Raw genomic sequence first — 12,978 nt, forward strand, 5'->3', positions numbered from 1 at the left:
TTATTCTGCCATTTAGCGCTGGTTGCCCAGGCTGGCAGCTAACCCCAGCGGTTAAACGCTGCGGGCGATCATAGCGTCTTGCTGCTGCTGTTTTTCGCGCACTTTCTCACGAATCAGCTGCTCCAGGTCGTCGACCAAGTGGTCGTTACGTAGCTTGCTGGCCGGTTTGCCATCGATATAGACCAGGTTGGCGGGGCTGCCGCCGGTTAGGCCGATGTCGGTCTCTTTGGCTTCGCCGGGGCCATTGACCACGCAGCCAATTACCGAGACGTTCAGCGGCGTCATCACGTCTTCTAACCGCTCTTCGAGCTGGTTCATGGTGCTGATGACGTCGAAGTTCTGGCGTGAGCAGCTGGGGCAGGCAATAAAGTTAATCCCTTTAGAGCGCAGCTTGAGGCTTCGCAGCATATCGAAGCCGACTTTAATCTCTTCCACCGGATCAGCGGCCAGCGATACACGGATCGTGTCGCCGATACCGTCCATCAGCAGCATGCCCAGGCCAATCGATGATTTCACCGTGCCTGAGCGCAGCCCACCGGCTTCGGTAATGCCCAGGTGCAGCGGCTGTTCAATGCGCTCGGCAAGGTCGCGGTAGGCGGCGACCGCCATAAACACGTCTGAGGCTTTTACGCTGACCTTGAATTCTTGGAAATCGAGGCGATCAAGGTAGTCGATATGGCGCATAGCGGATTCCACCAGCGCGGCAGGCGTTGGCTCGCCGTATTTCTTTTGCAGGTCTTTTTCAAGCGACCCAGCGTTGACGCCGATGCGAATCGGAATCCCATTGTCACGGGCCGCACTTACCACCGCGCGTACGCGGTCTTCGCGGCCGATGTTGCCTGGGTTGATGCGCAGGCAGTCGACGCCTAACTCGGCAACGCGCAGGGCAATTTTGTAATCAAAATGGATGTCGGCAACCAGCGGGACATTGACCAGCTTTTTGATCTGGCCAAAGGTTTCGGCGGCGTCCATGTCAGGCACGGAGACGCGCACGATATCTGCGCCGGCTTTTTCCAGCTGCTGAATTTGCGCTACGGTCGCGGCCACGTCCAGGGTGTTGGTGTTGGTCATGCTTTGTACGGCAATGGGCGCATCACCGCCCACAGCTACATTTCCAACCTGAATCTGACGGGAATGGCGGCGTTTTATCGGAGAAGGGGCGTGCATAGGACGGGTCACTCTCCCAAGGTGAATCGGGCAACATTGTTGGCGCCTGCGCGGGCGGGAAGATCAACTTCCTCGCCTTGGTAGCGCAGTTCAACGCCGGTGGCATTACCCACGGTTAAACGAAAAGGGGGTTCACCTTCGACGCTTGTCGAGGTGCCGGGCGTTTGTAGACCAACGAAAACGCGCTGGTTGGTGGCATCAAAAATTTCAGTCCACGACTGCTCGTTAAACGTCAGCTCAAGCACATTAGCATTGGTGGCTGGCTCTGCAGCGGCGGTTTGCTCGCTGTCAGCGTTACTCTCTTGTTCGGTAGCGAGCTGTTCACTGTCATTCTGCTCAGTGCTGTTCGGTTCATCATTTTCCGCGGCAGTGCTGGACGTGCCGCTATCGCTATCCAGGATTGAGTCGTTAAGACCCGCAACGGCGTCAGCGTCATCCTGCGCGCTGGGGGCTTGATCCTGGGTAACTGATGACGAAGGCGACACGTTGGTAGCATTGCTCGGTAGCGTCGCGCTCTCATCGCCACTGGTGAAGCTTGAGCCAGCTGTGGAGTTCTCTGCTTCAGCTGGCTCATTAGCTGGCTCCGCGGCGGCGTTGGCGGTTTCTTCCGTGGAGGTTGAGCCAAAGCCCGGCGGCTCGTTGCCGCCTCGGCTTTGCCACCACATCACGGTCACGGCGATAAGGCCGGCGATTACTAGTAAAGTAACCAGCTTAAATAGCCAAGCGCCAATGCGAGAGGGCGGCCTGGCGGTGGAGACCGGCGTCACTTTGTGTTCGGTGTCGGTACCGCCACTACGGGCCTGATACGCTTCAAGCACCAGCCGGTCATCCATTCCCAGGTATTTGGCGTAAGAACGCAGATAGCCGCGCCGATAAGCGGCGACGGGTATTTCTTGGTAATTATCCTGCTCAAGCCCTTCCATCACGGCGGGGCGCAAATTCAGCGCCCGGGCCGCATCGGTGAGTGGAATGCCGAGCTGCTCGCGTTGGCGAGCAAGAAGTTCGCCAGGCGAGGCGCTATCAGTAGTGTTAGGAGTATCGATAATGTTTTCTTGTGACTGTGTATCGCTCATGGCTGAGCATCCTTCATTAAATAAGCGGTGATCCGGGCGTCAATCAGTCAGTCGTTGCCTAGCAAGCGCTGGTATTCGGCGGCAACATCATGTTCGCCGCGTGCTTCGGCGATATCAACCGCCATTCTTAGCGCTGCTTGGTCGGGCTCGGCGAGCTGTAAATAGGTTTGCAGCGGCGCCCAGGCCTGAGTGTAATGGCCCTGCGAATATTCGAGTTCAGCTAACATTAAATAACCGCGTGAATTACGCGGATCAATACTCTGTGCGCGCTCCAACCGAGCGCGCGCTTTATCAAATTCTTCCAGTGCCAGATAACACTGCCCTAAATTAGTAAATAGCTGGGCACGGTTGGCGTACTGGGCATCCTCGGATGCGGTTTCTAACTGTTCACAGGCAGCGTTGAACTGGCCCTGCCCGTATAAAAACGCCGCATAGTTGTTGCGGGCGCGTGTGTAATCCGGCTCAGCGTTAACCGCCTGTTGAAAATAGTCGTTGGCAAGCGCGCTCTCGCCCTGGCGTTGGTAAACCAGCGCTAGTGCTTGCAGCGCTTCTGCATGGTGTGGGGCAATCTCTAGTGCCCGATCCAGTGCATTGAGTGCGCGAGGAAGGTTATTACGTTCCAGGTAAGCAACGCCTAATTGGGTATAGGCGTCTGCTGCCGCTGGGTTGGCCTGAGATGTCTGGGTACTGGACGAAGCACAGCCGACTAGCCACAGGCTGCCGATAAGAACGGCTAGCATGGGCACCCGTGATGGGTGTAGGCGCCTGCGGTGAGCGATCATGTAAATCCTCTTGTGGTGAACGTCCAACAACTAACCTAATGCTACATAAAAACCGTGACCATCAAAGCGCCGTGCTAGGCGGAAGTCAAGATAAGCCCTGTTTTGTGCTCAATAGGCTCACCGCACATGTTGGTCATATACGTTTAGTCGGCATCAAGCTGTACCGACTGAATATAGCGTTCGCTGCGTTTGGTACGGTCTTTCACGCGACCAACGAGTTGACCACAGGCGGCGTCGATATCTTCACCGCGGGTCGTTCTGACCGTGGCGTTGTAATTCAAATCGTACAACCACTGCTGAAAACGCATGACTTGGTTGCGCGATGGCTTTTCGTACCCTGAGTTGGGGAACGGGTTAAACGGGATCAAGTTGATCTTGCACGGCAGCTCTTTAAGCAGTGCGGCGAGCTGTTCGGCGTGTTCCTGCTGATCGTTGATGTCTTTGATCAGCGTATATTCGATCGTGACCTGACGATTATCCGGGCACTTGGCAAGGTAGCGGTGGCACGCATCCAACAGCGAGCGAATATTATATTTGCGGTTGATGGGTACCAGTGTATTACGCAGCTCGTCAGTGGAGGCGTGCAGCGAAATCGCCAAGCTGACATCCATCTCATCGCCGAGCTTGTCGATCATCGGCACCACACCGGAAGTCGACAGCGTCACGCGGCGTTTGGATAAACCATAGCCGTTGTCGTCAAGCATCAGCTTCATGGCGGGCACGACGTTATCAAAGTTGAGCAGGGGCTCGCCCATGCCCATCATTACTACGTTGGTCACCGGACGGTTGGCCGTATCGCGACGCGGGCCAACACTACGCTGGGCGACCCACACCTGGCCGATAATTTCAGCGGCGGTTAAATTGCGCTGAAATCCCTGTTTGCCGGTCGAGCAAAAACTGCAATCCAGCGAACAGCCCACCTGGGAGGAGACACACAGCGTACGGCGTTTACCGTTTTCGGCCGGGATCAATACCGTTTCGACGTAGCTGCCATCTTCTACCTCAAGCACCCACTTACGCGTACCGTCGCTAGAGGTGCCTTCGTAGATCACCGCTGGACCACGAATTTCAGCTACCCGCGCCAGTTTTTCACGCAGCGGCTTGGAGAGATTCGTCATGGCAGCAAAGTCATCGCTGCCTTCCTGGTGAATCCACTTCATCAGCTGCGCAGCACGGAATTTCTTTTCACCAATCGACAAAAAGAAGTCTTCCATCTGCTCGCGGGACATGCCAAGCAGGTTGTGACGTTCAGGCGTCGCTTTGGCAGCAGGCGTGCTGGCGGCGTCTGAGCTATCAGCGTCAGTATGGGGGGCGGGCGTATGTTGGGCTACAGTGGTGGTCATGGCGGTCAGCGTTTTAGAAAGGGGCGGGGGCGAGGCCCCCGCAAAATGGCCGGCAACGGAAGTAGATGCGGCGGCGCTACCTGAAAGGCTTAGCGCGGGCAGATTTCGTCGTTGCCAAAGAAGTAGCTAATTTCGCGCTCAGCGCTTTCCGGAGAATCAGAACCATGGACAGCGTTCGCATCGATAGTTTCCGCAAAATCAGCGCGAATAGTGCCAGGTGCGGCTTCTTTCGGGTTCGTCGCGCCCATCAGATCACGGTTTTTAGCGATGGCGCCTTCACCTTCAAGCACTTGCACAACGACCGGGCCAGAGGTCATGAAACCGACCAGGTCTTTAAAGAAAGGACGCTCTTTGTGTTCTGCGTAGAAACCGCCAGCCTTCTCTTCAGAGAGGTGAACCATCTTCGCGGCAACAACGTTCAGGCCAGCTTTTTCAAAGCGGGCGATGATTTCACCAATCGCATTTTTAGCAACGGCATCAGGCTTGATGATAGAAAGAGTGCGTTCAGTAGCCATGTAAATGGTCTCCATAAATGGGGGCTAAGCAAAATTGCCGCCCCAGAAAGCCGGGGCGGCCTAGAAAATAATTCGGCTAATAGCATTTCAGCAGCTAGCGTTTCACAAGCGTACGGGAGTACCCGGCGGCCTGATGTTAGGTATTCAGGGGCGCGATTATAACGCTTAAGCCGGGGGATGAATACCGGTGATGAGAGCTGTCCGTGCAAAGGCTAAACAGTAAAGCTTTCGCCGCAACCGCATTCGTCTTTGACGTTAGGGTTGTTGAAGCGGAAAAAGCGGTTTAGACCTTCGCTGACGTAATCCACTTCGCTACCGTTGAGCATCTCGACCGCATCGGGCGTCACATAGACACTGGCGCCGTGCTCTTGAAAATGGACTTCTTCTTCGCTAACGGTGTCGGCGAAATCAAGTACGTAGCTGTAGCCGGAGCAACCGCTTGGCTTGACCGAAACGCGTAGGCCTAGGCCTTGTCCGCGCTCATCAAGCACGTGACGAATCTGTTGTGCGGCAGCCGGGGTAATGTTGAGTGTTGCCATGAGGCGTTCTCCTTAAAAATAGTCAGCCGCTTAACCGGGCGGTGTACGTAAACCGCTCACCGCATGGCGTATGAGCGTTAGCGCATGATCGATTTCTGCTTCGGTAGTAAAACGCCCGAAGCTAAAGCGCAGCGACGAGAGCGCCAGCGAGCGGGGCGTGCCGATGCCAAGCAGTACATAAGAAGGGTCAACGCTTGCCGAGTTGCACGCGGAGCCAGTAGAGACCGCTACATCGCGCAGCGCCATCAGTAATGACTCACCGTCGACGCCTTCAAACGCCAAGTTGAGAATGTTGGGAACCGCATTGTCTAGTGGTGTGTTAGCAAAAACACCTTCAACGCCTTCAAGACCGCGCAAAAAACGCTGCTGCAAACGATTAATGTGAGCGTTGTCGTCATCGTACTGTTGCTGCATCAGCGCGAAAGCTTCGCCCATGCCAGCAATTTGGTGCGTCGGTAGCGTGCCGGAGCGCATGCCGCGTTCGTGACCGCCGCCATGGATCAATGCCTCTACGCGAATATCCGGGTGGCGCTTCACATATAGCGCGCCGACGCCTTTGGGGCCGTAGGTTTTGTGACCGGAGAGCGACATCAGGTCAATCTGCTGGGCCACCACGTCTAAGGGGATGCGACCTACCGCCTGGGCGGCATCGGTATGAAAGACCGCACCAAACTCATGAGCAATGGCTGCCAAGGCGGCAATATCGTTGATGCTGCCCAGCTCATTATTAACCGCCATGAGTGAGACCAGTGCAGTATCGTCGCGCATGGCTTCGCGCAGCTTTTCAGGCTGAATACAGCCATCCCGCCCAGGCGTGAGCCACGTCACCTCAAACCCCTCTTTTTCCAATGCATGGGCCGTGTCTACGATGGCTTTATGCTCAATCGTCGAGGTCACCAAGTGTAGGCCGCGCTCGCGGTTAGCGCGCATAAAGCCGATCAGCGCCAGGTTGTCCGCTTCGGTGGCACCGCTGGTCCAGACAATTTCTCGTGGGTCGGCGCCAATCGCGTCGGCCACTTGGCGGCGGGCCTGCTCAACCACCTGTTCTGCCTGCCAACCTAACATATGGCTGCGCGAAGCCGGGTTGGCGAATAGCTGGTCAACCGTTAGGTAGCGCTGCATAACCTCAACCACGCGGGCATCCGCCGGCGCGGTGGCGGCGTAATCCAGGTAAATGGGCAGCGTGGGTGTGGTCATCGTTATGTTCCAGCAGTTTGTCGGTCAGGTAGAGTTGGGTCAGGGTGAGGAGGCAAGAATACCCGCCTCGGCACGCTGTTTCTGTCGCGATGCAATACGTATGACATCAGGGCGCAGCATCAGTTGTGCCAGCGTCATCTCGTCAAAGAAATGGCGTATCTGAACGGAAAGCTCGCACCACAAATGGTGCGTCAGGCAGGTGTCGCCCTGCTGGCAATCGGAAAGCCCCTGACAGCGAGTGGCATCGACGCTTTCGTTCACCGCATCGATCACCTTTGAAACGCTAATCTCTTCCGCAGGTTGTGACAGCAGATACCCGCCACCTGGGCCGCGTACGCTGTTGACCAAGCCTGCACGGCGCAGGCGAGCAAAAAGCTGCTCTAAATAGGAGAGCGATATCTCTTGGCGCTGGGAGATATCGCTTAGGCTGGTCGGGCCGTTGTGGGCATGCAAGGCTAAATCGAGCATGGCGGTAACGGCGTAACGGCCTTTGGTGGTCAAGCGCATGGCAAGCCCCTCGACGCTGAACGCTCAGCGCACTGACGGCAAATGTGCTGCCATTATGGGAAAACCTGAGTGCTTTGGTCAACCATTACGCGGCGGCAGTGTTTCGTGCTCGGTCTCTTGCCCAGCCTCTTGCTTAGCTGATGGCGGTGTCGCCGAGCGTTTGCCAACGCCTGGGCAGCCGGTGTCGTGCTCATCCAGAATGCCGGCAAAATCTTCTTCGCGTAGCGCCGGGAGCTGGCCGTCACGGTAGTTGTCGTCTAGCTTGCGCAGGGTTGAGCACATGCGCTCAATACGTTCATCCACGGCGTGCATATGGTCGAGCATGGCCTGCATTGAGCGGGCTACGGGGTCAGGCATATCCTGGCTGACACCATAAGCATCAAAGCCAAATTTCTGGCAGATAGCCTCGCGACGGGCGGGGTCGACATCCAGCGCCTCTTCCACATCAGGGTCGGTGCGTTTGACAATTTTACCGGGAATACCGACCACGGTGGCGCCCGGCGGTACTTCTTTCGTGACCACCGCGTTAGAGCCAATTTTGGCTCCGGCGCCCACGGTGAAGGGACCCAGTATCTTGGCGCCCGCGCCGACAATCACTCCATCGCCTAACGTTGGATGGCGCTTGCCTTTGTTCCAACTGGTACCGCCTAACGTAACTCCCTGGTACAGCGTGACGTTATCCCCGACCTGAGCCGTTTCACCAATCACCACGCCCATGCCGTGGTCGATGAAAAAGCGCCGTCCGATGGTGGCGCCCGGGTGTATCTCGATACCCGTCAGCCAGCGTGAAAACGTCGATAGCGTCCGCGCTAGCCATTTGAGGTTTTTTTTCCACAGCCAGTGGCCGCAGCGATGCAGCAGTAGAGCGTGCAGGCCGGGGTAGTTGGTCAGCACCTCAAGAAAGTTACGTGCGGCTGGGTCGCGGTCAAATACGCTGTTGATGTCTTCACGTAGACGTTGAAACATGAGGTGATCCTTGGGCGGTAGAGGTGCAGTCACTCAACTAAGTGCATCGCATGAAGATAACTAAACAGACCTTCAACGTGGGGGCGTTAGATAGCGTCTTCAAGTCAGCATCTTCAAGCCTAATCAATTATGACTTGGTTTGCTTGGTGTTGGCGGCCTTCTCGGTGGCCGACAGTATTCCACGCAGAATATTCATTTCCATCCGCTCCGGACGGGCGCGCAGATACAAGCGGCGCAGTCTCGCCATCAGTTGCCGCGGCTGATCGGGGTCATGAAAATCGATACCGATCAGCGTGCGCTCCAAATGCTCAAAATAGCGCTCAAGCTCCGCGTGAGTGGCCAGATCATCGTCGTCACTCGGCACCGCTGAAGGCGCATCCGTTTGGCTTAGCCAGGCCATGCGACACTCATAAGCAAGCACCTGCACCGCCGCCGCCAAATTGAGCGAGCTGAAATCGGCATTAGTCGGAATATGCACGTGGGCGTGGCAGCGCTGTAGCTCAGCATTGGTAAGGCCGCTGTCCTCGCGGCCAAACACCAACGCCACGCGTGACTCAGCCGTTTGGCACTCGGCGGGCAGCCGGTCGGCTAATTCTCGCGGTGAGAGCATCGGCCATGGCAGGGTGCGTGAGCGCGCACTGGCGCCCACGGCCAGGGTGCAATCAGCCACTGCTTCTTCAAGAGTAGCGTGCACACTGGCTTGATGAAGCAGGTGGTCAGCGCCGGACGCGCGGGAAATGCTGTCCTGGGTAATGACCTCGCAGCGGGGTGCAACAAGGGCTAAATCTGCCAAGCCCATATTGTGCATGGCGCGTGCCACGCCGCCAATATTGCCAGGGTGGCTAGTGCCGATAAGAACAATGCGAATGCGCTCAAGCATGATAGGGCTCGGTAAATAGTCTTTGTTAATAAGATCCGGTTAATAAGATCCTGCTAATAAGGCCCTGTTAATAAAAACAAGGGATCATTAATGCGTAAAACGCGCAGTCTAGCATGAGTCGATGGCATGCCCGAGAGTGGTCTGCTAGAATTGCGCGCCAAAGGCGGCACCTGCGCCTACTTATGCTCTATTATTAGCATCACGTTCTTTAACATCACTGTCACAAGGCCCAACCATGAATCCGATGGTCCAATTTACGCTGCGCGCTGCGCGTGGCGCTGTTGAACACTTCCTGCGCGTACGCGAACGTATTGAAAACGCTCACGATGAATTTAACCTTGACCGCCTGCTCGACGAGACAGCGCGCAAGGCCGAAGCGACGATTGTTCAGCAGTTGGAACGCGGTTATCCCCAGCACGGTGTTACCGGCCGCTTTACGCCGCATCGCGCGGGTGAAGGCGAAGGCGCGGATACCGTCTGGAAAATTGAACCGATGCATGGCTACTCCAATTTAGCCGTTGCCGGTAAGGGCTTTGCACTCTCAGTGGTGTGTCTTATCAAAGGTCGTCCCGAGCACGCAGTGATTATCTGCCCGTTCGCCGACGACGAATATATCGCCAGCCGCGGTCGCGGTGCCCAGCACAATGACAAGCGCATGCGCGTTAGCAAGCCGACCGCCATCAGCGGTACGCGCATGGCCATGAGCCTGCCGGAAGTTTGGCTGCGCCCCCGTAATTTGCCTGCCTATCTAACCGTTTCACAGCAGCTTGCCCCACAGGTAGAAAACCTGCTGGCAACAGGCTGTGGGCTGCTGGATTTGTGTGAGTTAGCCACTGGGCGAGTGGACAGTGCTTTCGTGCTCGGCTTAGAAGAGCAGGACATGCTGGTAGGCACGTTGTTCCTGAAAGAGTCAGGCGCCTTGATGGGCACGCCCGACGGCCAGCCCACGGTGAAAGTGGAAGGGCAGTTAATGGCTGCTGGGCCGCGTCTTTATAAAGCACTGATCAAGCAGCTAACGCCGCACTTTTAAGCAGTAATGCTGAGCTTTTAAAGATAAAAGCTGTAAAGATGAAAAAAGCCCCTGCTGGTAACCCAGCAGGGGCTTTTTTGTCGGCTAAAGAAGCCATCTAAATGGAGGAGCCGTTAAGGCAACTCCTCCTCTTCTTCGTCAAGCTCTTTCTTGGTGGGAATCAAATCTTCCCGCGACAGCTTCAGCGGTAGCAGTAGCGCCGCGGCAATATAGATAGAAGAGAACGTACCCACGACGATGCCGACCAGCAGCGCAATGGCAAAGTTCTCAATCATATCCCCGCCCAGCAGCAGTAGCGCAAGCAACACCAGAATGGTGGTGCCCGAGGTTGCCAGGGTGCGCGAGAGCGTGGCGTTAATCGCTTCGTTGAAGATCTGCGGCATATCGTCGATGCGCGAGGTGCGGATGGCTTCGCGCACACGGTCATAAACCACGATGGTATCGTTCAACGAGTAGCCGATAACCGCTAGGATCGCTGCGAGCACGGTAAGATCGAAATCGAGCTGAAACAGTGCGAAAACGCCTACGACGATAATCACGTCATGCAGCAGTGCCAGCAGTGCGCCAATCGCAAACTTGTACTGAAAGCGGAAGGCCACGTAGAGCATCACCACGCCAAGGGCAACTAGCAGGCCCAGGCCGCTTTGATCGCGAAGTTGGTCACCGACTTGGGAGCCAACAAACTCGGAGCGTACTAGATTGACCGTATCGCCATCATTGCGCAGCAAGTTGACGACTTCGCCACCGACATCGGCATCAAACGCTTGTTGTAAGCGGATCAATACTTCTGTTGACGCCCCAAAGGTCTGCACGGAGACATCTTGGAAACCGCTCTCTTCAAGCAGCACACGAATAGCATCAAGTGAGGGCGCAGCGCCATAACGCACCTCAACCAGCGTACCGCCGGTGAAATCCAGCCCCAGGTTGAGCTGCTGGAACAGAATGGCGCCAATCGACACGACCAAAAGCAAAGCAGAGACGACAAACGCGATATTGCGTCGTCCCATAAAGTCGATTTGCAGGTGTGATAGGGGTTTCATTACCACCTCTTAAGTTCTGGGCTAAGCACGTGGATTAGATCCACAGCTTTTTGACGGGTTTGCTGCCATAGAACAAGTTGACCATGGCGCGAGTCACCATCAGAGCGGTGAACAGCGACGTCAAAATGCCGATAGAGAGCGTGACGGCAAACCCTTTCACCGGGCCGGAGCCAATCGAGAACAGGATAACGGCCACCAGCAGCGTGGTGATATTGGCGTCGACGATGGAGGTAAAGGCGCGCTCATAACCGGCTTGAATCGCCTGTTGCACCGACATGCCGTTGCGCAGCTCTTCGCGTATTCGCTCAAAGATCAGCACGTTGGCATCGACCGCCATGCCCAGCGTCAACACGATACCGGCAATACCCGGCAGCGTTAGCGTGGCGCCCAGCATTGACATCACCGCGACCAGCAGCGTTAAGTTCAGCGCCAGGGCAATGTTGGCAAACACGCCAAACACCTTGTAGCGCACCAGCATGAACAGCACGACCAGCAGCAGGCCAATCTGCACCGAGAGCAAACCGCGCTCAATATTTTCAGCGCCCAGACTTGGCCCAATCGTGCGCTCTTGCACGAAGTAGATGGGAGCTGCAAGGGAGCCCGAACGCAGCAGTAGCGCAAGTTCAGCGGCTTCCGTCGGAGAGTCGAGGCCGGTAATCCGGAAGCTGTTGCCCAGAGCGCTTTGAATCGTTGCCAGACTGATTAGGCCGCGCTCAACATAGGGCTCGCGCTCAATGGTTTCTTCACCCGTTTCCGGGTCGGTCACCACGGTATCTTCGCTCTTGTGCTCAATGAACAGCACCGCCATGTTGCGACCAATGTTGGTGCGCGTCGCGCGGTTCATCAGCGTACCGCCGGTGCCATCCAGGTCAATATTGACCTGAGGACGGCCATTTTCATCGAAACTGTTGCTGGCGCTGGAAACGCTATCACCGGTAATGATCACATCGCGCATTAGCTCAGCGGTGCGCGCAGGCTCGTTACGAAACGTTAGGGTTTCTGTTTCGTTTTCCGGGGTGTCAGGGCGGGCTTCCAGGCGGAATTCCAGATTGGCCGTTGCGCCTACAATGCGCTTGGCGGCCACGGTGTCTTGAATGCCGGGAAGTTCGACCACGATTTGGTTGGGCCCCTGGCGCTGCACCATTGGCTCTGCCACGCCCAGTTCATTGACCCGGTTGCGTAGGGTGGTCAAGTTCTGGTTGATCGCGTAATCCTGAATTTCGCTGACCGACTGATCGCTAAGCGTCATGACCAGCGTTGAAGCGCGGCCATCGCCTTCGCTGCTGTATTCAAACTCAGGGAAGTCGCGGCTGATCAGGCTGCGGGCTGTGTCGCGGTCTTCGGTGCTGGCGAAATCGATCGAAAGCGAACGCTCTTCGACTTCAGTGTTGCGGTAGCGGATACGCTCACCACGCAGCAGCTCACGCATGGCACTGCCGTTGACTTCAAGGCGCTGGATTAACGCGGCATCCATATCCACTTCCAGCAGGAAGTGCACGCCACCTCGCAAATCAAGGCCTAACGTCATGGGGGAGGCAGAGAATGCCTGTAGCCACTCCGGCGTTGCTTCAGCAAGGTTTAGCGCTACCGTTGCCTCATCGCCCAATAAATCGGCGGCAATGTCGCGTGCGGGAAGTTGATCATCGTCTTGGCGCAAACGAATGAGCCACTGACCGTTCTCTTCTTCGAACGCTTTGATCGCAATGCCGTTTTCGCTAAGCGCGGTTTCAACACGGTCTATCTGTTGCTCATTCAGCGAATCGCCTTGGGCGCTGCTGATTTGAATAGCGGGATCTTCGGGGAACAGATTGGGAAGCGAGTAGATAAGGCCAACCACCAGGACGACCAGTATCAGCAGATACTTCCACAGGGGGTAACGGTTGAGCATGCAAGCCCTGCCTTCAATTACAAACGGAATGCTGTGCACGGACTCGCCGTG

Annotated in this window: 13 protein-coding genes; 1 reads left to right on the forward strand and 12 read right to left on the reverse strand. The window is 56.3% G+C overall.

Going from position 1 to position 12,978, the window contains the following annotated elements; genetic code table 11:
• Window positions 1-51: 51 nt before the first annotated feature.
• From ispG to trmJ, 10 genes are all read right to left on the reverse strand, one after another.
• On the reverse strand, window positions 52-1,167 hold the full coding sequence (gene ispG, locus V8L70_RS04230) for a flavodoxin-dependent (E)-4-hydroxy-3-methylbut-2-enyl-diphosphate synthase (protein WP_336268954.1): 1,116 nt from the start codon (window positions 1,165-1,167) through the stop codon (window positions 52-54).
• An 8-nt stretch (window positions 1,168-1,175) separates the two neighbouring features.
• Window positions 1,176-2,240, reverse strand: coding sequence for a RodZ domain-containing protein (locus V8L70_RS04235; RefSeq protein WP_336268955.1), 1,065 nt, complete (start codon window positions 2,238-2,240; stop codon window positions 1,176-1,178).
• Between the two features lie 47 nt (window positions 2,241-2,287).
• Window positions 2,288-3,022 (reverse strand): type IV pilus biogenesis/stability protein PilW, encoded by a 735-nt coding sequence (gene pilW, locus V8L70_RS04240; RefSeq protein ID WP_336268956.1) that lies wholly within the window; start codon window positions 3,020-3,022, stop codon window positions 2,288-2,290.
• A gap of 143 nt (window positions 3,023-3,165) precedes the next feature.
• Complete coding sequence (gene rlmN / locus V8L70_RS04245; protein ID WP_336268957.1) at window positions 3,166-4,365, reverse strand: dual-specificity RNA methyltransferase RlmN; 1,200 nt, start codon at window positions 4,363-4,365, stop codon at window positions 3,166-3,168.
• 89 nt (window positions 4,366-4,454) lie between these two features.
• A complete protein-coding gene (gene ndk, locus V8L70_RS04250; RefSeq protein ID WP_008959763.1) occupies window positions 4,455-4,880 on the reverse strand; it encodes a nucleoside-diphosphate kinase in 426 nt (141 codons plus the stop codon).
• 212 nt (window positions 4,881-5,092) lie between these two features.
• Complete coding sequence (locus tag V8L70_RS04255) at window positions 5,093-5,419, reverse strand: HesB/IscA family protein (protein WP_336268958.1); 327 nt, start codon at window positions 5,417-5,419, stop codon at window positions 5,093-5,095.
• Window positions 5,420-5,449: 30 nt separating this feature from the next.
• Window positions 5,450-6,616 carry an aminotransferase class V-fold PLP-dependent enzyme gene (locus tag V8L70_RS04260; protein WP_336268959.1) on the reverse strand — a complete coding sequence of 389 codons (1,167 nt, stop codon included), beginning with the start codon at window positions 6,614-6,616 and terminating at the stop codon, window positions 5,450-5,452.
• 39 nt (window positions 6,617-6,655) lie between these two features.
• On the reverse strand, window positions 6,656-7,123 hold the full coding sequence (iscR, locus tag V8L70_RS04265; RefSeq protein ID WP_035564577.1) for a Fe-S cluster assembly transcriptional regulator IscR: 468 nt from the start codon (window positions 7,121-7,123) through the stop codon (window positions 6,656-6,658).
• 78 nt (window positions 7,124-7,201) lie between these two features.
• Window positions 7,202-8,089 carry a serine O-acetyltransferase gene (gene cysE, locus V8L70_RS04270; protein ID WP_336268960.1) on the reverse strand — a complete coding sequence of 296 codons (888 nt, stop codon included), beginning with the start codon at window positions 8,087-8,089 and terminating at the stop codon, window positions 7,202-7,204.
• 127 nt (window positions 8,090-8,216) lie between these two features.
• A complete protein-coding gene (trmJ, locus tag V8L70_RS04275) occupies window positions 8,217-8,969 on the reverse strand; it encodes a tRNA (cytosine(32)/uridine(32)-2'-O)-methyltransferase TrmJ (protein WP_336268961.1) in 753 nt (250 codons plus the stop codon).
• Between the two features lie 235 nt (window positions 8,970-9,204).
• Here trmJ and V8L70_RS04280 point away from each other — a divergent pair, with 235 nt between their 5' ends.
• Window positions 9,205-9,999 carry an inositol monophosphatase family protein gene (locus V8L70_RS04280; protein ID WP_035564573.1) on the forward strand — a complete coding sequence of 265 codons (795 nt, stop codon included), beginning with the start codon at window positions 9,205-9,207 and terminating at the stop codon, window positions 9,997-9,999.
• Between the two features lie 113 nt (window positions 10,000-10,112).
• On the opposite strand, the gene secF is transcribed toward V8L70_RS04280, so the two are convergent.
• Window positions 10,113-11,039 (reverse strand): protein translocase subunit SecF, encoded by a 927-nt coding sequence (gene secF / locus V8L70_RS04285; protein ID WP_008959756.1) that lies wholly within the window; start codon window positions 11,037-11,039, stop codon window positions 10,113-10,115.
• Window positions 11,040-11,073: 34 nt separating this feature from the next.
• Window positions 11,074-12,927: a protein translocase subunit SecD gene (gene secD, locus V8L70_RS04290; RefSeq protein ID WP_336268962.1), complete on the reverse strand. Its 1,854-nt coding sequence runs from the start codon at window positions 12,925-12,927 to the stop codon at window positions 11,074-11,076.
• Between the last annotated feature and the right edge of the window lie 51 nt (window positions 12,928-12,978).

It is taken from the genome of Vreelandella arctica, assembly GCF_037070215.1.
In the GTDB taxonomy this organism is placed as follows: Bacteria; Pseudomonadota; Gammaproteobacteria; order Pseudomonadales; family Halomonadaceae; genus Vreelandella; species Vreelandella arctica.